Genomic DNA, 20304 nt, shown 5'->3' on the forward strand with positions numbered 1-20304 from the left:
ATGGAGGGGGCGACGCGAGCCCCTATAATAGGGCAGGGCAACCCTGCCCCTACGGAAGAATAATATGATGCTTGAACGACCCTTGACGCGATTTAACTGGTTTTTTTTCTTTGTGGTGATTTTGCTGAATGTTTTTGGCTTGATCAATTTGTATAGTGCCACTTCAAGTTTTGAAGGTCAGGTTTCAACCAATTATTTTAAGGCTCAAGCCCTATGGAACGGGATCGGAATTTTTCTTTTGTTTTTTATTGTTCCCATTCATTACAAGCATCTGAAGTCGCTCAGTTTTCTTATTTACGTGGGGGGATGTGTGTTCTTGGTTCTTGTGCTGATTATCGGGAAAAAAGTGCATGGGAACCAAAGCTGGATTGTACTTGGGCCCGTGAGCCTTCAGCCGACTGAACTGGCAAAGATCGGCCTTATTTTTGGATTGTCCAAATATCTTGCCGATATCAAAGACACAGATTCTTTTTCTTTCAAGACTCTTTTGCCATCGCTTATGTATTTGATGGTTCCTTTTATTCTTGTTTCGCTGCAGGGAGATTTGGGCTCGAGTCTTTTTTATATTTTTATTTATGGAACCATGGTGCTCATTCATGGCATCAGGATCCGTCTTTTGGCACTGGCTTCGGGTGTTTTGATGGGGATTGTGGTTATTGCCTACCTCTTTGTACTTTCTCCTTATCAAAAAGACCGTGTGCGGAATTTTTTGAACCCCGAGCTTGACCGTAAGGGGTCCGGGTACCATTTGGTTCAGTCAAAAATTGCCGTCGGCTCCGGCCAATGGTTGGGAAAGGGCTATCTTAAGGGCCAGGCCCACAAGCTTAAATTCATTCCCGAAAGGCATACGGATTTTATTTTTAGTGTGCTGGCTGAGGAGTGGGGCTTTGTCGGATGTTTTCTCGTTTTAAGCCTGTTCTTTTTGTTTTTTTATCTGGGGATGGACATTGCCGCCCATGCCAATGACCGATATTCCTTTTTCATGTCCGTGGGTATTTTGTCCCTCTTTTTCTGGCATATCATTGTCAACCTTTGGGGGATTTTGGGGTTGATGCCTCTTACCGGGGTGCCCCTTACTTTCTTTAGTTATGGAGGGTCCTCGGTGATTACAAACTGGATTGGCATTGGCTTGTTGCTTAATATCAGTTATCGCCGATTTATTTTTACCTGACAAAAATCATTGAGAAAATAACGGGGCTGTAATAGTTTCTGTTTTCATTTTTCAGGAGGCAGATCATGGCTAAAAAAGATGTTTTAAGTGTCGTTGATAAACGCACAGGAAAAGAATACGAACTTCCCATTGTGGATGGCACCATTCATGCCACAGATTTAAGGCAGATCAAGGTTGACAAAAATGATTTTGGCCTGATGAGCTATGATCCCGCTTTTCAAAATACCGCCGCATGTCGCAGTAGCATTACTTACATTGATGGCGATAAGGGCATTTTACGTTATCGTGGGTACCCCATCGAAGAGCTTGCCGAAAAAAGCACTTACCTGGAAGTGGCCTATCTTCTTATTTACGGCGAGCTTCCCAATGCAGCCCAGCTTAAGGAATGGAACCGGAATATCATCTATCACACCATGATCCATGAAAAAATCCGCAAGTTCATGGACTGGGGATTTTTATACGATGCCCATCCCATGGGGATTATGGTGGGTTCGTTGGCGGCTTTGTCCACGTTCTATCCCGATGCCAAAAATATTGCGGATGAAACCTGCCGCAATCTTCAGAGCTATCGTATGTTGGGTAAGGTGACGACGGTGGCCGCTTATACCTACCGTCACAGTTTGGGGCTCCCCTTTGTTTATCCCGACAACGAGCTTAGTTATACGGGTAATTTTTTGAACATGCTTTTTAAAATGACCGAGCCCAAGTTCAAACCCAATCCCGTTTTTGAAAAAGCCCTTGATCTTCTTTTCATCCTTCATGCCGACCACGAACAAAATTGTTCCACTTCCGCCATGCGTATTGTGGGTTCGTCCCATGCCGATCCTTTTTCGGCGTTATCAGCGGCCACCTGTGCCCTTTACGGGCCCCTTCATGGCGGGGCCAACGAGGCCGTTGTACGCATGCTTAAGGAAATCGGGTCGATTGCCAATGTTCCCCCATTCATCAAAAAAGTGAAGAAGGGGGAAGGCAAGCTCATGGGGTTTGGCCACCGTGTTTACAAAAACTACGATCCACGGGCCAAGATCATCAAAAAAATGGCAAACAAGGTGTTTGCAGAAACGGGAAAAAATCCCCTCCTGGACATTGCCCTTGAGTTGGAGCGCATTGCCCTTGAAGACGATTATTTTATAGAACGCAAACTCTATCCCAATGTCGATTTCTATTCGGGGCTTATTTATCAGTCGATGGGTTTTCCCATCTCCATGTTTCCTGTTCTGTTTACCATTGGCCGCACGGCAGGCTGGGTGGCCCAGTGGCGTGAGCTTATTGTTGATAAAGAACAAAAGATCGCCCGCCCACGGCAGATTTATACGGGGTCTGGTCTCAGAAAATATGTTCCCTTAAATAAGCGTGGGAAGAATAAATAAAGAGGGCTGCCCATGAGTGTCATCACGCTGACCACGGATTTTGGTTTGGAAGACCAGTATGTGGGTTCGCTTCATGGGGTTATTGTCAGCCTTAATCCCCAGGCCCGCATTTCCGACATCTCCCACCTCATTCCTTCCTATGACATTGCCCAGGCTTCCTATGTTTTGGGCGGAAGTTATTTTTTGTTTCCCAAGGGGAGCATCCATGTTGTTGTGGTGGACCCCGGTGTGGGAAGCGCGCGCAAGCCCATCCTTGTGCAGACAGAAAATTATTTTTTTATTGCCCCCGATAACGGTGTTTTAAGCCTGGCCCTGGCTCGTGAAAAAATTGTCCGTATCATTCATTTAACCAATAGCGATTACTTCAGGTCAAAATTGAGCCACACTTTTCATGGAAGGGATATTTTTTCCCCTGTGGCCGCTCATTTATCCAAGGGGGTAAGCCCCGACGTTTTTGGGCCCGAGCTTACATGCGTTACACGACTTGATTTGTATGCTCACCAGGTTCAATCAAAAAAAATCCGCGCCCGCATCATGGCCATTGATAAATTCGGAAATGCCGTTCTCTATTTTCATGAAGATGATTTTAAAGAAAAGATGCGGAAGAATTCTTTTGTCTTAAAGGTGGGCTCCCATCAAATCAAGAAATTAAACGATGCTTATTGGCAGGTCAAAAAAGGGGACCCCATTTTACTTTTTGGGAGTTTGGGGTATCTGGAACTGGCAACCAATCAGGGGAGTCTTGCCAAGAAATGGAAGTTAAAGAGGGGGATGGTTGTGGAGCTTTGCCTGTAAGAGGCCATTCTTGTAGGGGCAATTCCCGTAAGGGCGGCTTGTGTAAGGGCAATTCATGAATTGCCCTTACGGTTTCCAATGAAAGGTCAAATTTATCTTAATATCCGGATGCAGTGAGTGATGCACCGGGCAGGTTTTGGCGGCTGCGATGAGTTTTTGCTGTTCTTTTTCAGGGATAAGATGGGGAATTGTGAACGCCACATTCAGCTCATCAATGCGGCGCGGCAGTTTTTGAGTCATCTTTTTTTCAACCTGAAGCGTCATTCCTTCAAGCGGAATATTATCGCGCTTGGCCACAATCCCCATGATGGTGGCCATGCAGGCCCCTAAAGAAGTGGCTGCCAGGTCGGTGGGAGAAAACGATCGTCCCTTGCCTTGATTGTCCGGCGGGGCATCCGTTGTGATTTTAACCTTTGAAAGCTCGTGAATGGCTTCTACTTGAAGGTCGCCAAGATATTTTAGGTGCATGATGCTCATAAAAGCGTAGGGGCAGTTCATGAACTGCCCTTACGATTTTGATACCATCATTATAAAATGCTGACAATTTTTTTATCATGAAAATACTTTTTGATTCGAAAACAATTTCAGATCGTGTGGCCCTCATGGCCAAGCAAGTCAATCACGATTACAAAGATAAAAATTTGGTCGTTGTGGGCGTGCTTAAGGGGGCCTTTATTTTCATGGCGGATCTGGTGCGTCATTTGACGGTTCCACTTACCGTTGATTTTTTACGTGTGGCTTCTTATCAAGGTCAAAAATCTTCCGGGGCGGTGCGATTGGAGCTGGACACAACCCAACCCATTCAAGGGAGGGATGTTTTGCTGGTAGAAGATATTGTCGATACAGGGCTTACACTTGCAGCCATCAAGAAACATCTCATGGCCCAAAATCCAAGCAGTCTTAAAATCTGCACTCTTTTATACAAAGAAAAAAAGAAGGGGCTGAAAAAAGAGTGTGACTACATCGGTTTTGAAATTCCGGATGTTTATGTGGTGGGTTATGGCATGGATGAAAATGGCCAGTTTCGGGAACTATCGGAAATTCGGATGCTTACTTAGGTAATCACTTTTCTTGAAAAAGGCCCATAAAAAATTAGACAAATAGTGATTCTTGCTTTATCTTTTCGGGCTATGACAAAAAAAATCCATTTTTTAATCATTTCCTTTTTCTTTCTCACCCTCTTTTTTAATCCATCATACGCCCAGGAACAGGGTCAGCCAAAAACAGATCTTCTTTTCATTATTGATTCCTCCGGAAGCATGGCCTCCCTTCTTGAAGGGCAGCGCATGATTGACTGGGCCAAAAAGGCTGTGAAAAGTGCCGCAGCCCAACTGCCGCCCGAGGCTTACGCAGGACTTCGTGTTTATTCCCACCGTATCGATAAAAGTAACAAGGAAGCTAGTTGCAAGGATACGGAATTAGTTGTTCCCATTTCTTCAGGAACAGGTTCGCTGATTGCGGCCTCTGCCGACAAGCTTGAGCCCCGCGGATGGACACCTATTGCCTATACTCTTTCGCAGGTGGAAGCCGACTTTAACCAGAATGTCGAAAAACTTCATACCATTATCCTGGTCAGTGATGGGGAGGAAACCTGCGGCGGCGATCCGGCTGCGGTCATGCGCGCTTTGGTGGCCAAAGGGTATAAATTCAAGCTCTGCACGGTAGGGTTTAATGTGGAGGATGTGGCCAAACAACAACTCATGGCCTTAGCCAGCGAATTTGGCTGCACTTACACCGATGTTCGTAGCGGTATGTCGTTGGAGCAGGAATTGGCCAAGCTGACACAGCAAAGTTTTCTCATTGAAAAGAAGGTGAACCCAAAAAATCAAATACGCGGTGGAGACAGTTTTAATGATGCCGTCCCCATTGAAACCAACAAGAGATACAGCCTGGACCATCATCAAAGGAAGGATCAATACGATTATTTTTCGTTTAAACTAAAGCAAGGTGAGGCCGTCTCTCTCCGAGTTTTCCCGGTTGAAAAATGCCTGGATGTCGTCGGGGATCAGGCGACAGAGCGCGCCAGCAGTTCGTGCGACTACGATGGGCTGCGGTATGTGTTGATGGATGGGCAGCAAAAAGAATTGGAGAGGTTGTCATTTTTCCTCGTCAACAAGCAGCATGAAACCGATTTCTATACTTCTTCAGCACCAGGAGAGACCCTCTACTATCTCATCATTGGTAGCCCCTATGATGAAATGCATAAAGATCATGAATTCATCCTGACGACCAAGCAGGGTACTTATACAGTGACGGGGTCATTGGGGGACGCCAATACGAATAATGATGCAGGGGATAATTTTTCTACCGCCATTGTTCTGTCTCCAGGCATTTATGAAAACAACAGTGTTTCCAAAATGGATCAAGTGGACGTCTTTAAGGTGGTTTTGAAGGAACCTTCTTTGGTAAAACTTGTCGGTACCCATGTGAAAAAATCGGATTATGCGGATATTGATTTTGAGATTTTGGATGAATTAGGGGCCGTTCTTGGTAGCCAGGACCTTAGCGAAGGCAATTCCTATTCATTCCAGCCTCAAAGTCCGTTATCGGGCGCTATCTATCTGCGGGTCAAAATCGATTCCGTCATTGTGGATTCGGATACGGTCAATTATTCAATGGGTGTGTCGGTAAGCCCTGCACCGGTGGAGTTGATCGCAAAAGCCGTCGAAAAAACGCCTCCTCAAAAATCATCGGTGGAAGAAGTGGATGAAATGGAAGAGGTGGTTTTGGATATAGTGCCATCCCCTCAAAAATTTACTCTGTGGCTGGGATTGGTTGCCTTGGCCTTTGCGCTGTTTGCTGGCCTGTATGTATTTTTCTTTGTGGTACGCAAAAAGGTCGCCGTGGATTTGTTCTCAAAAATTTTAGGGTGGTATGAGATCTTTGCCAGCATTATCGGCATGGGCACGGCTATTTGGCTAGCCACCAAGCAGCCTTCGCTTGCCTGGCAGATCGTGCTTTTGGTGATGCTTGGAGGCGTTGGTCTGCTTGGCATTATCGCCGGTGGAAATCTCTTATTGAACAAGGGGAGCAAACTTAGTTTTATTTGGGGAGGCCTCCAAGCCCCCTGGATTTACCTAAACCTTCATTGGGTGGTGGTGAAATATAGTCTTTCCTTGTTTTGGGGCCTGCCTGTTTACTTCTTCTTTGAAACGTCCCAAAACCCTATCGTCAATGTCCAGTCCAAAATGCATCTCGGGGCCCTATTTGGCTTATGGGCGCAATTCCTTTTCCCGGGAAGGGGCATGGGGATTGGTCTGGGCGTCAATCTGGCCGCGGTCCTGTTTTTGGGATTGTTGTATTTGAACCAGAGAAAAAAGACGAATTAAACTTCATATCCATCCCTACGCATGATTTCGGCGCGGATGATTAAATAGTCATAAAGGAATCGTCTTACTCGTTCCAGCCTTGATTCTATATCTATATCAAGCATGGGTATAAAAATTGAACTCAGTATGTCAGGAGTGTAATCAGGAACCTCACCATAGTAAACATAGGCCACAAGAATCATTTCCAACCAAAAACTATCTTCTCGGGGATAAATAAATTTTCCTTCTTTGACATCGTGTACCTTTTCATAACGATCACCGTTAAAGAATTTAAACAAGGCCGCTTCGGTTTTTTCGTTCAAAAGGGAATAATATTCAGATTGTTCAGGTGGAATGTGTTCCAAACCTTCCGGCCCCAGGGGGGTAAAATGCCACGGATAGGCAATGTTCCTGCCTTCTTCGGGGATGTATTTTTCAAGAAACTCGTCTTTTCGGGTGAGGTAGTAAAACAAAAAGAATTTGCTTTCATCCGACCACGCATAACCATCGAGTACTTTTCTTGCTAGATCCAAAGACAATTCAACCTTATCATCACTTCCCCGAGTGTGTAGCCATAGCAGCGTGGCTCCCAACCGTGGCGGCATCGCATCAAGGGGTTTAATGTTCAATAGCTTTGCCATTAATCCCAAAAGACCCATGAATTCGTGCAATACTTCAAGCTTTTGATCGTTGCTCCATTGCGTATCTTTCAACACTGCCTTGGCTCGGCCCTCGAAAAGTAAGTTTTCAACGGCATCAACTAATTTTAAATCACCAAAATCTTCAAAGACGACTCGCGCTATGTTAAGACCCTTAGCATCATGTATGCTCTTACGCCCTTGGTAGAAAGCGTGGGCTCTTTCATTGGCTTCTAAGACTTCGGCAATCGCCGAAGTTCTATCGAGCCTTCTTGTCGCCATTTCTTCAAGTTCGGTAAGATAGCGTTTATAAGCCTCGATGAGTGCCAATGTTTCTTGAACTGTTGGGGTTGGTTTTGCCTTGTCCTCGTTGGGAATTAAAAAAGCATATTTTTTTCTGAAGAGGGCGAGGGCTCTTTGGGAAAACTCCCTGTATTCGGGGGTTATTTCCAGGATGGGGTCTGGGTCTCGTGCTATTGATTCTGCATTTCTAACAAAACGAATCTCAACTGAGTCCCATTTACGCGGCGCTCGTAAGGTTGGACCATTTCTCCAAACCCCACTTTCTGTTCCCCAGATAAGACAAAGGGAATGAAAAATTCTTGCACGTACCGTCTTATAAAATTCATCTTCATGCCCTTCGATTTTTTTGGTGCCATCGACATCCAAATTTACAAAACGACCATCATCAGTGATGAGATACGTATTGTATTTCATGTCCTCCATGCGGTAGCCTTTTTCGGCCAATTCTTCGTACATGCGCATGGCCGTGCGTGCGTATCCGATTCGTTTTGATGGATGTTGAAATAAAGGCCTGAGTCCTTGGGGATTGCCTAATGGTTTCATGGAATCATAACGATAATGATCCCCAAAATACCACCCAGTCACGTATTCCATCAAATAGGCGTTGTGGGCCACAAATTGCCTTTTCACAACTCCTGTTACGCCTTCAAGAAGAGGCAAGCTTTCCCGAAAGACGTGCTCCCAACCGGCTTTAAACAGCTTCAAGCAGATGGGCTTGCCTTGTTCGTCGCGCAATAAATAAACATTTGCCGATGCCCCATCTCCCAAAATTTTTTCCACAGTATAGATTGTTTCATTCAATAAACAGGACCTTCCTATTTGTACGGTCAGTTTGGAAACGATGTAAGCATTTCTTGCTATGGGTTTATGGGGCACCTCACTTGGTGTAAGTATTTGGCCCTGTTTTAATATTCTTAAATAAAGAAAATCTCCTTCAATGATAGGACCTTTAATAGCATTTGTTGCTAACAGGGAATAAACATCCGAGGTGGGGTCACTTTCAATGCGGCTCGTAACGACATAGGTAACCCTGCCTATGGTGATCGTTGTTCCTAGACTAATGGGTGGTAAATCCCTGGTTAGATCTTCATCGACTATTACAGCACTTCCGGAACCACCTTCTGAAACAGTTAGGCTTCCCACTTGAGCTCGATGATCGCCCGGTGGATCGGAAGCACCCATCATCTGCGGTCTTCTTAAGGGCAGCGTGCCTAATTCTTCTATAGCTCGAGTTGGTACTTTTTGTTCTAGGCCCGTTAGTTCTAAGCTTAAGGGCAGGGCCATGGCCGATGCGGCTTCTGCGAGCGTTTTAAAACGTGTGGGGGGAGTAAGCCTGAGGGCTAAAGGAACGGGGGCCAAAGAGCCATCATCGTACCCGTCTTTTGTATGTGATTTTGGGGTTGATGAGGGGGCATTTTTGGGATGTACCCGTGGTGCCCCGCTTACCCCAAGCCTGAAAGGGCCGCCCGGCATGGGGCGGAGGGGTATTGTTCTGGGAGTAAAAGAGAGAAGCTTGCTCATCTATGGGTTATTTCGGTCATTTTTAAGAAAAGTTGTGGAGTTTTATGGAGTGGTTTATGGGGTAGAGACGAATGTTGGTGGGAAGTTTTGAGGTGGGGGCTATAGGTTTATTTTACCGACCATCCATTGGCTTCGCATATTTCAACATATGCTTCGGCAATGCATTGAGTGCGCTCCTTAGCCGCCCGTTCAGCTTCTTTTCCTTGGTGTGCAAATCGATCGGGATGGTTTTCTTGCATCAATCGTAGAAAGGTTTTTTTAATGTCTGCTTGGGACGCGTCCCTGGCAATACCCAAAACGTAATAATAGGGATCTAGGTCTTTCCTTGTAGGCCTTTGATGGGTCTTTTTCCCTTGCTGGTTCGGCCCTCTTGCCTCTTGCTGTCCTGTTGTCTGTGGCGTGGGAATTTTAAAAGCTTTCGCTTTTCCAAATTTAACCCATGTTCCCGGTCCGACATACACCTGACGATCAGAGCTTTTTAAAACCTCGATCCGGCCTCCAGGATGAAAAATATAAATAACCTTCCCACTCCCATCATGGGTTTCACTACTGATTCTAAGGTTAAAACCTTCTTTTTCTCGTTTCACTTGAAAATGAACTCCGCCATCATAATGTAATCCGTGGGAATGAGGGTAGATGTATCGATCAAAATCACTGAGCGATCTTAACCAAGCAGGCATGTTTCGAATGGGGAATCCAAATTGTATGAGTTGCCCCCCTATTTTATAAATCCGCCCCAATCGCAAGAAAACGGTTTCTCCTGCTGGTACTTGTCGTTTACTTCCACTATCAAAAACTTCTAATTCACCCTTTTCCAGACGAATCCCGAGGCCTTTGCCATTTTCTGGACTGTAGAAGAATTCATAAGTCGATCCTCCGATGCTTTTTTTGAAAGGTGTATGGGGTTGATCATAGGCGTAAATGAGCCATCCCGTCATCCAAAGTGGCATGAGGGATATGGGGTTGATGAAACGATAGTATTGGCCGGGGCCATATTGGATGAGGTCCCCATCCACAAGAATATGTGTGGGCTTTTCTGCATTTAATGCGCGACGGTCACGGTTGTTAATAACATGGAGTGGTTCACCATTTTTCCATGTCAACACAGGGTTGCTTTCAGCATCGTAGGAGATGCTTCCTTGTGAGGGGCCAGCATCAATAGCTACAGATGCTTTGTTGTCAACGGCGGCTCCAATAAGAGCTGCCCCCATCGCTTCAGGCATTTCATCAAAGGGTTTGGTGAATTTGAAATATTGTTTGCCTATCTTAATGACCGCATCAAAAGGAATGCATTCTTCTTTTCCGGGTTTTAGTAAAACAGGTTCTTCCCCATCACGTAAAATGACCATGTCATAATAATCCACCGTGAGGGTATTTCCTGTAGGTTGCCCATTGATCAGGCTATAGCCCCTTCCTGCTTGATACCGAATTCCATAATAGGGTTTTTCGTTAAATCCTCCTACCCTTTGACCCGGATTGCTCACAGCTTTTACACAGCTTTCAATGAAATAACTCGGCATGGGTTGGATTAATCTCTTATAGAGGAAAAATTTTCTATTCCCCATTTTGACCGAATCTCCTTCTTGGAGGACCTCTTTTTTACCAGAGGAATTCAGAACGATTTTTGTTTTATTCTCCTTTTTGACAATGACGATGGCCTCTCCTCCGGTCCATTCAAGAGTGAGCGCCCAAGGGTCTTCTTGGGTTACCTTTGCCTGAGCATGACCTATGTTAATGGTGGTTCCTTCAGGTTTTAAAAGAGTGGTGGCCAAAGCAATTTCTTCGGACTGGTTCATTTTTTCAAAGGGGCTACGAAACACAAAGGGAGGTTCATGGCCAAGGGTGATGATATCCCCATCTTTAAGTACAAGCTTCTGATCTCTAGAGTCCAAACGAGTTATAGTATCTCCTTAAATCCGGCGTGAATGGTGTAGGGAATGCCTCCTTTGCTCAACACTGACAGGCATTATAGAGTTTTTTGTGGCTAGTATTGAACCTAACTTTTAGTTAGCTTCAATACATGCGTTCTGGGGCTCGAAAAATCCGTACAAAATTCACCGCGTCTGGCCTCACTCATTTCGGTGGAATTTATCTCTTTCATAAATTTCTCCAGCAACTAAAAATACGATCCTGCTTCTTCCGACACCTGTCTTATTCTCAGAGAAACAATCAGTATTCTTTGAGCGAAATGATTTTGGCTTTGATTTATCCAATGATTCTTGGTTTGGAAAAAATCGAAGTGTCTTCTCTTCTGAAAACAAATGGCGTCTTTCATTTTCTGACTGGGCTCCCAACCTTTCCCGATCCTCAAACATTGCGCCGATTTTTGGTGAGGTCATCGACGGAACTGCTGCCGTCACTTTGGAAAGTCCACAATGATCTCAAAAAATATTTCATCCTTCAATCTTCTACCCTCTCAAGTTTCTGTTTTGATTTTGATTCCACCGCGAAGACTCTCTACGGAAAACAGGAAGGCGTGGTCAAAGGTTACAACCCCGGACATCCAGGAAGAAAATCCTATCACCCGCTGGTCGTCTCAGAAAGTTCTCTCAAGGATTGTCTGGGTGGATTTTTAAGGCCGGGGAACGCTTACACCTCAGATGGTGTGGTTGATCTTTTTCAACAAGCCCGTTCTATTCTGCCAACTTCCATCCGCTTGCGCACCCGTGCCGATTCAGGGTTTTATGATGGTTCTTTTGTCCGGACGCTGGACGAAAATCACGTGAAGTTTGCCATTGTTGCCAAGACATCTTCTCCTCTGAAGAAACTTTTTCTTTCGGCCCGCTATCAAAGAATCAACGACCGATTCTCAACCTCCGAGCTTTTGTATCAACCCGGCAAATGGAAAAAACCTTATCGCTATGTCGTCTTGAGAAGGATCGTTGATCCGGAAGACGACGGACTCACTCTTTTTACCTTGGACCGATATGCCTACTCGATGATCGTCACCAATCTCGATATCACACCCTACGGAGTCTTCGATTTTTATAAAGCTCGAGCCGGGTTGGAAAGGATTATCCGGATTTTGAAAAACGACTTTCCTTTTGCCGGAGCGCCGACCAATCATTTTTGTGCGAATGCTCTCTACGCGGAACTTTCTCTTTTGGCGTACAATCTCGTCATGTGGTTCAAGCGACTTTGTCTGCCGGGTGATTGGCAATCCTTCACGTTGGAATCACTTCGGCACAAATTATTGCTGATGCCGGGAGAGTTGGTGCATACCGGAAATATTCACACACTCAAATTTCCGAGAAACAGTCCCAACAAGGATGTCTTTGAATTTGCTCTGAAGAAAATTAAAACGATGGACTCGCTGGTCTGAAAAATGGTGTTTTCACGCCGGATTTAGGTATCTCCTCTCTTAACTTCAATGGGCAGTCCCCATACATGATAGGTGATTGTTACTTCATCAAAATAAACAGATCCTTGGAGTTTATATTGGTTGTGGAGACGGTATTGCCCCTCCTGTCCATGATTCACTTCGACAGAAAATCCCTCATTCATAAAAGTCCGGAAAACTCCCGCTTCAAAGATTGCTGGCATTTCCTCGCTGGGTGGTACCGCAGCGGGAACAATAGCTGGAGGCGGTTCAGGAGCTGGAGGCGGAGGAACGGCACGAGCAGATCCACCCGAATCTTGAGCCACATGATGGCGAAAAGGAGTTTGCAGTCGATAACCCGGATTTGTAGTTCTTCGACCCGATCCATCGTTGGAAGCCATTTCGGGAAACAGAGCTCTGACCCCATCTTCTCTTAAACTTGGAAGTTGTTGCCCTTTCAAAACAAATTCATCCCTTCCATCAGAAGGGGCCCCCACAGCCAGTCGACGATTTTCTCGAGAACGTGAGACAGGTTGAGGAGGTTGAAGATCAGCTGGAGATGAAGATGGAGACAAATGAGGTCGCAAAGATGCGCCCGGTTTAGTTCCCCTAACGCGAGGGAAGGGGCCCCATCCTACGGGACGAACACTGGGGCGAAAAGGCAGCACATTATTGGTACGAAAGATGGCCATGCCCTCCTAGCTTCGGCTTTTTTCAAAATAAGTTGTTTGGGGTAGAACTTCATTTTACGCGTGGTGTCAAAGCTTTAGGAAGGTCTTTCTTGGAGGGCTCTTTGCAGACCTTCTATTCCCTGAGCCATCATGCTTTTAACAAAGTCATTAGAAGAGCCTTTTTTTCTGAACACAATAGCTGAAGCCCCTTGTGGAGAAGCATTCAGGTCGTTATCTATTTCCAAACCCAGTGTCTGCATTAAGTTTGCATCCGGGCTATAGGGAAGAAGACTTCCTAACATGTTCGGAACAATGGTGGGCCCATTTCGTGGATCCGTAAATAAATAACCCTCTGGCACAAGAGCATCAACAATTCGAATAAGGGTGAGCAGGCTAAAAATCCTGTCCCTCCGATCGCCATCGAGATAATCCTGAACAGGATGGAAGTAAGCCCCATGCATGGGAGGAAATTCAACAGGGGTCACCACATAATCTCCCCTGGGTTGGAGTGTTATCCTTTTTTTAAGAGAATCACCGGGAATCCTTAGTGTAGCGACCGCAGCGGCTTTTTTTCCATGCCCCCTCATCCAAGTGACCCCTCTAACAGGAGTGGCTGAGGTACTCGAAATGAACGCCTCATAGGCTTTTCTTTCGGCCCTCACTTCCTCCCGCCACCGTGCCCCATAGGCTTGCCAAAACATCTGAGCGATTTCGGGATCATCAGGATAGAGTTCATAGGGGACCCAACTTAAAAAAACGGTAAGGGTACCATCAAACTCATCAATGAGCTTAAGTGGTTCTGGTTCATCATTATAAACAAGGACGCGCATTTTTGGATCCAGACTCGCTAAAAGAAAGGGCTCATAAGTAGCATAGAGGGTACGTCCATTAGGATGATCAAATTTTAAATATCCAGGGCCAAAATTACCAAAAACGATTTCCTGATAGCGTTCCCTTAAACGAGGAATGATGTTTTCCCTTAAATAAATCCATTCGGCAGCTCGTCGCGCAAACGTGGTGAAGTTGCGTATGATTCTGATGTCATCCCTGGTGCGACCGCGGTTCTCTCTGGCTTCCCTTAAAGAAGGAGTCGCATGGACGACGCCCTCTGGTCCCATAGCCAAGCGTGCTTGCGTCGCTCGATATACATTATCAGCTGTAACAATTCGAGAAACCCGTTCCATTTCAGCTCGGACGGAATCTGGTAGAGGTTCGACAGGAGTCACTGCGCCCACTTCCATTTCATCGGCAAGGGATGGGATATGGGCTAAAATCAACCCTTCTACATGGGCCGGGTCTGCTAAAAAATTTTCTGCACCAGCACCCAATTTTTTTACAAATTCTAAAACTCGTTCGATAACGAGGGCACGATTAGCAGCTACTATCGTGGGGTCCCGGTCCAGGGCCAAAGCCAGTGAGGCACGTTCGCTTATGCTACTCATGCGAGCCATAAAATCAGGGTTTGAAAGGATGCGAGTCACAACTTCTTTACTCTTTATAGCAATACCTTGATCAGGACTTATTGATGAATCTGCAGGCCGATCACTGCTGGCGGCTTTCCATCCCTCATGATGATGCCCCACTAAATTCCCATGCCCATCGTATTGGGGAACCCACAAGGGAGCACGAAGGGAAGGAGTGTGTAAGCTTATGTCTGGAAAGGGAGTGGTTCTATTCCAATATCGATCTTTCCCGATGTCTGGCGCTAGTGAGCTATTTGTATGAAGCAAATCACCTGGTTTTAAGCTTACCTTTGCAACACTTTTTGAACGAGAAGGAGGTGGAATAACGGGATGTGGTGTTGGCCTTAATACAAGGCTTCCGGGTACAATACGTGCACCAGAAAAAGATCGAAGGGGTCTATAGAAGGATGGCGGACTCATAAATAAATGATAGTTGATCTTCGGCAAAAGAAAGGAAGGGTTGCTTCATTTTAGAGAATTTTGGATGAGTTTATGAGAAAAAGTCAGGAAACAGGAGGTGATTACTACCCTTTTTAAGGTTTTCCGGGAGATTTTATGAGGGAGGGTGGGGTCTAATAAGTTTGGGTCTTCTTTTAGGAAACGAAGGGTTTCCAAGCCGATCATGCAGGGGAGAAGTGTGGCTAGGCGGGTGGTGGCGTGTTTGCGTGGGATTATTTCCATGTATTTTGCAGCATATTTTAAATGGCCCAAGGCCCGTTGGATCAGGTTTTCTATCAGGCGGTCAAGAGCGGGTTTGTTTTGGGGATCCTTTAAATTTGTGGGAGTCAGGTTGAATTGTTTCAGAATTTCAAGCGGGATATAGCATCGCCCCATGTTTAGGTCGCAAGCAAGGTCCTTGATCACATTGGTCATCTGAAGGCCTTTTCCATAGGCAATGGCCCACTGGTCTACTTCATTTTCAGAAATTATTTTAAGAGGGAAAGTCAGCTTTAGCATTTGTGTCCAAAAAGGCCCCACAATGCCTGCGGCATCAAAGCAGTAGGTTTCCAAGTCAGCTTCTGTTTCCAAGGCGACAGGGTTTTGTTTGGTGGCATGGGCAAAACGTATTAGATCTTTTTCCATCCCCCCTATAAGATGAAGCACGACATCGCGAATCAGTTTTTTTTCTTTTTCATCCGTTTCAGAAAAAAGTTTTAAAATGTTTGGCAGTTCTTGAAGTAGTTTTTGTTCATCCGTGAAATTTTGATGGGAAATTATTTGGGCAAAAAAATGATCCCAATCTTTTTGCTCATGCCAAGCACCGTTGATCTCGTTTTTTAAGAGACTTAAAAATCTTTCTTTTTCTTGAACCGGAAGAACCGGTGTGTCGGTGATGGTGTCGGCACTTCTAGCCAGTAAATAGGCCAGTGCCAAGGGAGTGCGTGTTTTTTTAGGCAGGATGCGAAGCGACAAATAAAAACTGCGCGATACTTTTTTGAGGATGGTTTTCACGTTTTTTTTTGTAAGGGTAATTCATGAATTACCCTTACCCGGAAATGGTGAGCTAAGCCTGTGCCTTGAGCTTGGCGAAGATCGAGCCAAGCTTAATATAGAGGGTCTTTGTGTTTTCCCGATGATATCCCCCTTTAAAAAAGGGGGATAAAGGGGGATTTGGGCCCGCTTTTATCCCCGTTTCTGTATTCCTTTCTCAGTAAATTCTTTCCCAACCTCTTTTTGCATAAGAGATATTTGAATCGGGTACGGGAGCTGGAACGGGAACAAATCCCCCTGCCCCCCTTTTTTCCCGCATACGGGATCCCGCTACGCGGTGATAAAGGGGGATGATACGGGAAAAAACCGATGATTCAAACCATCTGTGTTGAATGCTTCGCCTCAAAAGCTTCAATTTGAGGAATATATCTTTCCGTCATGCCAATTTCATCCAAACCTTCCAGAAATTTTTGTTTCAGGCCGGCATCCATGAGAAAATGATAAACCTTTTTTTCTGGAGAAAGGTGGAGTGTGATGCTCTGGCTGGGCAGATCAATGGTGGCCTGAAGGGGGGCATTTTCCGAAACGAATTTTTTTATTTCATTCACCGTTTTTTCAGGCAGCTCAATAAGCAATAAACCATTTTTTGAACTGTTGTTCCTGAAAATATCGGCAAAGGCCGGAATGATTTCCCCATGGCGTTCATAAATGGGGGCCATGACAACCTTGAAGCCATACTGGCTAATAGCCCACACAGCATGTTCGCGTGAAGACCCACAACCAAAATTATTCCCCGCGACCAAGATGGTGGCTCCCTCATAGACAGGGTTGTTTAATTCAAAGTGGGGATTGGGCTTGCCGTCGGGCAAATAGCGCCAGTCATGAAATAAATGGGGACCAAAACCCGTGCGGCTAATCGATTTCAAAAACTCTTTTGAAATAATCTGGTCCGTATCGACATTGCCCCGGTCAAGAAGGGCCATGTTTCCTGTATGAATGGTAAATGGTTCCATAATGGTGTATTTTCCCCCTACATTTCCCACGCCCTAATATCCACAAAATGTCCGGCAATGGCGGCAGCTGCAGCCATTTCGGGGCTTACCAAGTGGGTACGTCCGCCCTTGCCTTGGCGGCCTTCAAAATTGCGGTTGGATGTGGAGGCACAACGCTCGCCAGCCTCCAGTTTGTCAGGGTTCATGGCCAGGCACATGCTGCAGCCGGCATTGCGCCACTGGGCTCCTGCTTCAATAAATATTTTGTGTAACCCTTCGCGTTCAGCCTGAAGACGTACCTGCTCGCTTCCTGGAACAATGAGAGTTTTCACTTTCTTTGATACTTTTTTCCCTTTGAAAATTTTGGCAGCCGCCCGCAAGTCTTCAATGCGCGAATTAGTGCAGCTTCCGATGAAAACGACATTAATGGGGATGTCGGTTATTTTGGTTCCCGGTTTCAAACCCATATACTCCAGGGCTTTTTCAACATCCGCCGGAGCACAGTTTTTGACTTCGCTGGGTTTGGGGACCACTCCTGAAACATCGACCACCATGCCGGGGTTTGTTCCCCAGGTCACCTGGGGCGCCATTTGGCTTACGTCAATGGTGATTTCGCGGTCATAGGGGGCCTGGGTGTCGGTGACCAATTTCTTCCAGTTGACGATGGCTGCTTCCAAGGCTTTGCCTTTGGGGGCAAAGGGTCTTTTACCGGATGCTATGTATTGAAAGGTGATGTCATCGGGTGCAATCATCCCCGCCTTGGCACCGGCCTCAATGCTCATGTTGCAAATGGTCATGCGCGCTTCCATAGAAAGGGCTTTAATGGCTTCGCCCGTGTATTCCAGAACATAACCCGTACCGCCCGCGGTTCCAATGGAACCAATCAGTTTAAGGATGAAATCCTTTGCCGTGACATGGGCGTGGGGTTTGCCGACGAAATTGGCCTTGAAGGATTTTGCTTTTTGTTGAACCAGGCACTGGGTGGCAAGGACGTGTTCCACTTCAGAAGTGCCAATGCCAAAAGCCAGCGCTCCAAAAGCCCCATGGGTTGAAGTGTGGCTGTCCCCGCATACAATGGTTGTTCCCGGAAGGGTCAGCCCTAATTCGGGCCCAATGACATGGACAATGCCCTGTTTGTCAGAATCGAGGTCATAGAGGGTGATGCCAAACTCGTTACAATTTTTTTGAAGGGTTTCAATTTGCGTTTTGGCAATCAGGTCGCGAATGTCTTTTTTATTTTCGGTGGGGACATTGTGGTCCATGGTGGCAAAAGTCAGTTCCGGATGGCGAAGTTTGCGCTTGTTTAAACGCAAACCATCAAAAGCCTGGGGAGAGGTCACTTCGTGCACAAGATGACGGTCGATGTACAAAAGGGTGCTGCCATCGGGAAGGTCGCATACCGCATGGTTGTCCCATACTTTTTGAAAGAGGGTCTTGGGGGTCATGAGAAAACTTGCTAACATGAGCCCTTGTGAGAGCGCAAGATTTTAGTTAAATGTTTAACCATGAAAGCCCTCGTTTTGGGAGCCACAGGAATTATTGGAAATAACCTCATTCGATATTTGTTGAAGGAAGGGGTGGAGGTTCGGGCCGTCTCGCGTGGGGTTACCCCCTCACTCAATTTAAAGGGTTTGGATATTGAATATAGTCAGGGGGATATTCATGAGGCCTCTTTTTTGAAAAAGGCGGTACGCGATTGCTCCCTTGTTTTTCATACGGCGCCTTATTATCCGCTCCATCCTTTCCATTTAAAACAGCACGAAGAAAAGGCCCTTTCTGGTTTAAGAACGGTGCTTGAAGTTCTTAAAGGGAGTTCCATCAATAAATTGGTTTATACCAGCACCCTTACAACCATTGGCAGACCTGCAAAAGAAGGGGAAATGGCCGATGAAACTTGTTCCTATCATTTAAAAGAAATTCCCCATCCTTATTTTTGGGTGAAGCATCTGATGGAAGAAGAAGTCAGATCCGAGGCTGGAAAGGGATTTCCCATCGTTATTGTAAATCCCACCGGCTGTTTTGGGCCTTTCGAATTAAAACCACCCCAATTATGTTTGATCCCCCAGCTTATGAATAAAAAATTGCCGGCTTCTATTGAAGGTAAAATCAATGCGGTGAGTATTTATGATGTGGCCAGGGGGCATTGGTTGGCTTCCCAAAAGGGAAGGAGTGGAGAGCGCTATATTCTGGGAGGGCATAACATTACAGGAGGAGATTTGATTCGCTTGATATGTAAAATAGGGAAGGTGGCTCCCCCCAAATTTAAGATACCCACTCCTTTAGCTGCCCAATTGGCCAAAATAGTGGAAGCGATAAGCTATTATGGATTCCAAAAACCTTCTCCCATGTCCCTATTGGGAATTCGTTTCATCCAATATGGCCAACACTTAAATAGCCAGAAAGCCATCCATACGCTTGGGTATTCCATTTCTCCTTTAGACCCCGCAATCAAAGACGCTATCGAATGGTTTGAAAGTATAAAATATTGTTAATTATTAGTAATTTAAATATTAATATATAATCTATTTATTTATATTTATTTTGAGAAGAAAGTCCCACAAGGCTTAGAAAAACGTTTGAGGTCAATAGGGTAACTATAAGACTTTTCTTGTCTTTTCTTTGGAGCTCATTATAATCGAAAAGATGATGGATCAACGAGTGAAGCGACAAGCTCAAGAAAAAATTCGGTTGGATGGAGAAGGAAACTGGTTTCAGGGGGAATATCCCATCTTGCATGAACGTACCGTTCAATTTCTTTACAAAAACATTGCCCGTAATGAAGAAGGAAATTATTTTCTCACCGGTGAAGATAAGCCCATTTATTTTGATGTGGAAGATATCCCTTATTGGATTGTTAAGATTGAACGAACCATCGTGGGGTATTTACTTACTTTAACGGATGGAAGTATCGAACTCTTAAACGGTGATTTTTTATGGAGGGGAAAACAAGATGCCCTTTATTGTTTGGTGAAAGGGGGACAATTTGGAGCCAAGTTTTCAAGAGCCTCTTATTATGAAATTGCCAAAGATTTGCAGCAAATAGGTTCCAAATATTACCTTGTTTTAGGCAGGAACAAATATCCCATTGCGGATAAGGCCCCGGCCATTCTTACGGAAAAACCAGCCAAGAAAAAACTGGTATCCAAGAAATCGGCCAAAAAATCCACCAAGAGGACCAAGCCTGCCAAGGCAAAAAAGAAGGCCGTCAAGAAACGCCCGAAAAAAACGGTCAAAAAAGCAAAAGCCCATAAATCTCTCAAAAAAGCTGCCAAGAAGAAAAAGAAAAAATAGTATACGGATAAAATCCCCCTTAGTCCCCCTT

Annotated in this window: 18 protein-coding genes; 10 read left to right on the plus strand and 8 right to left on the minus strand. The window is 45.4% G+C overall.

What is annotated here, in order from left to right; translation table 11 throughout:
• Positions 1 to 64 precede the first annotated feature (64 nt).
• From A2048_10095 to A2048_10105, 3 genes are all read left to right on the plus strand, one after another.
• On the plus strand, positions 65 to 1171 hold the full coding sequence (locus A2048_10095; GenBank protein ID OGP09260.1) for a rod shape-determining protein RodA: 1107 nt from the start codon (positions 65 to 67) through the stop codon (positions 1169 to 1171).
• Between the two features lie 65 nt (positions 1172 to 1236).
• Positions 1237 to 2541: a citrate (Si)-synthase gene (locus A2048_10100; GenBank protein OGP09261.1), complete on the plus strand. Its 1305-nt coding sequence runs from the start codon at positions 1237 to 1239 to the stop codon at positions 2539 to 2541.
• A 12-nt stretch (positions 2542 to 2553) separates the two neighbouring features.
• Positions 2554 to 3336, plus strand: coding sequence for a hypothetical protein (locus tag A2048_10105; GenBank protein ID OGP09262.1), 783 nt, complete (start codon positions 2554 to 2556; stop codon positions 3334 to 3336).
• Positions 3337 to 3402: 66 nt separating this feature from the next.
• Here A2048_10105 and A2048_10110 read toward each other — a convergent pair whose 3' ends face one another.
• Positions 3403 to 3813, minus strand: coding sequence for a hypothetical protein (locus A2048_10110; GenBank protein ID OGP09298.1), 411 nt, complete (start codon positions 3811 to 3813; stop codon positions 3403 to 3405).
• A 77-nt stretch (positions 3814 to 3890) separates the two neighbouring features.
• Between A2048_10110 and A2048_10115 the strand changes: the two genes are divergently transcribed.
• Positions 3891 to 4394, plus strand: coding sequence for a hypoxanthine phosphoribosyltransferase (locus A2048_10115; protein OGP09263.1), 504 nt, complete (start codon positions 3891 to 3893; stop codon positions 4392 to 4394).
• Positions 4395 to 4466: 72 nt separating this feature from the next.
• Entirely contained in the window at positions 4467 to 6665 is a 2199-nt protein-coding gene (locus tag A2048_10120) for a hypothetical protein (protein ID OGP09264.1), read from the plus strand.
• Here A2048_10120 and A2048_10125 read toward each other — a convergent pair.
• Positions 6662 to 8770, minus strand: a complete 2109-nt coding sequence (locus A2048_10125; GenBank protein ID OGP09265.1) for a hypothetical protein — start codon at positions 8768 to 8770, stop codon at positions 6662 to 6664. The genes A2048_10120 and A2048_10125 overlap by 4 nt on opposite strands.
• A gap of 97 nt (positions 8771 to 8867) precedes the next feature.
• Between A2048_10125 and A2048_10130 the strand changes: the two genes are divergently transcribed.
• Positions 8868 to 9197, plus strand: a complete 330-nt coding sequence (locus A2048_10130) for a hypothetical protein (GenBank protein ID OGP09266.1) — start codon at positions 8868 to 8870, stop codon at positions 9195 to 9197.
• A gap of 16 nt (positions 9198 to 9213) precedes the next feature.
• Here the strand turns inward: A2048_10130 and A2048_10135 are convergent, their stop codons facing one another.
• Complete coding sequence (locus tag A2048_10135) at positions 9214 to 10998, minus strand: hypothetical protein (protein ID OGP09267.1); 1785 nt, start codon at positions 10996 to 10998, stop codon at positions 9214 to 9216.
• Between the two features lie 296 nt (positions 10999 to 11294).
• On the opposite strand from A2048_10135, the gene A2048_10140 reads away from it, so the two are divergent.
• The gene (locus tag A2048_10140; protein ID OGP09268.1) at positions 11295 to 12428 is read left to right on the plus strand and encodes a hypothetical protein; all 1134 of its coding nucleotides are present in this window, start codon (positions 11295 to 11297) and stop codon (positions 12426 to 12428) included.
• A 23-nt stretch (positions 12429 to 12451) separates the two neighbouring features.
• Here the strand turns inward: A2048_10140 and A2048_10145 are convergent, their stop codons facing one another.
• Positions 12452 to 13117 carry a hypothetical protein gene (locus A2048_10145; GenBank protein OGP09269.1) on the minus strand — a complete coding sequence of 222 codons (666 nt, stop codon included), beginning with the start codon at positions 13115 to 13117 and terminating at the stop codon, positions 12452 to 12454.
• Between the two features lie 74 nt (positions 13118 to 13191).
• On the minus strand, positions 13192 to 14577 hold the full coding sequence (locus A2048_10150; GenBank protein ID OGP09270.1) for a hypothetical protein: 1386 nt from the start codon (positions 14575 to 14577) through the stop codon (positions 13192 to 13194).
• Between the two features lie 44 nt (positions 14578 to 14621).
• Here A2048_10150 and A2048_10155 point away from each other — a divergent pair, with 44 nt between their 5' ends.
• Positions 14622 to 14885 (plus strand): hypothetical protein, encoded by a 264-nt coding sequence (locus A2048_10155; GenBank protein ID OGP09271.1) that lies wholly within the window; start codon positions 14622 to 14624, stop codon positions 14883 to 14885.
• A 139-nt stretch (positions 14886 to 15024) separates the two neighbouring features.
• On the opposite strand, the gene A2048_10160 is transcribed toward A2048_10155, so the two are convergent.
• The 3 genes from A2048_10160 to A2048_10170 all read right to left on the minus strand — a co-directional run bounded on the left by A2048_10160 (position 15025) and on the right by A2048_10170 (position 18427).
• Positions 15025 to 16011: a hypothetical protein gene (locus A2048_10160; GenBank protein OGP09272.1), complete on the minus strand. Its 987-nt coding sequence runs from the start codon at positions 16009 to 16011 to the stop codon at positions 15025 to 15027.
• A 353-nt stretch (positions 16012 to 16364) separates the two neighbouring features.
• Positions 16365 to 17003, minus strand: a complete 639-nt coding sequence (locus A2048_10165) for a 3-isopropylmalate dehydratase small subunit (GenBank protein OGP09273.1) — start codon at positions 17001 to 17003, stop codon at positions 16365 to 16367.
• 17 nt (positions 17004 to 17020) lie between these two features.
• A complete protein-coding gene (locus A2048_10170; GenBank protein OGP09299.1) occupies positions 17021 to 18427 on the minus strand; it encodes a 3-isopropylmalate dehydratase large subunit in 1407 nt (468 codons plus the stop codon).
• Between the two features lie 60 nt (positions 18428 to 18487).
• On the opposite strand from A2048_10170, the gene A2048_10175 reads away from it, so the two are divergent.
• Entirely contained in the window at positions 18488 to 19474 is a 987-nt protein-coding gene (locus A2048_10175; GenBank protein OGP09274.1) for a hypothetical protein, read from the plus strand.
• A gap of 151 nt (positions 19475 to 19625) precedes the next feature.
• Positions 19626 to 20273 carry a hypothetical protein gene (locus A2048_10180; GenBank protein OGP09275.1) on the plus strand — a complete coding sequence of 216 codons (648 nt, stop codon included), beginning with the start codon at positions 19626 to 19628 and terminating at the stop codon, positions 20271 to 20273.
• The last annotated feature ends 31 nt before the right edge of the window (positions 20274 to 20304 follow it).

The sequence above is a fragment of the Deltaproteobacteria bacterium GWA2_45_12 genome, assembly GCA_001797365.1.
GTDB lineage: Bacteria > UBA10199 > UBA10199 > UBA10199 > UBA10199 > UBA10199.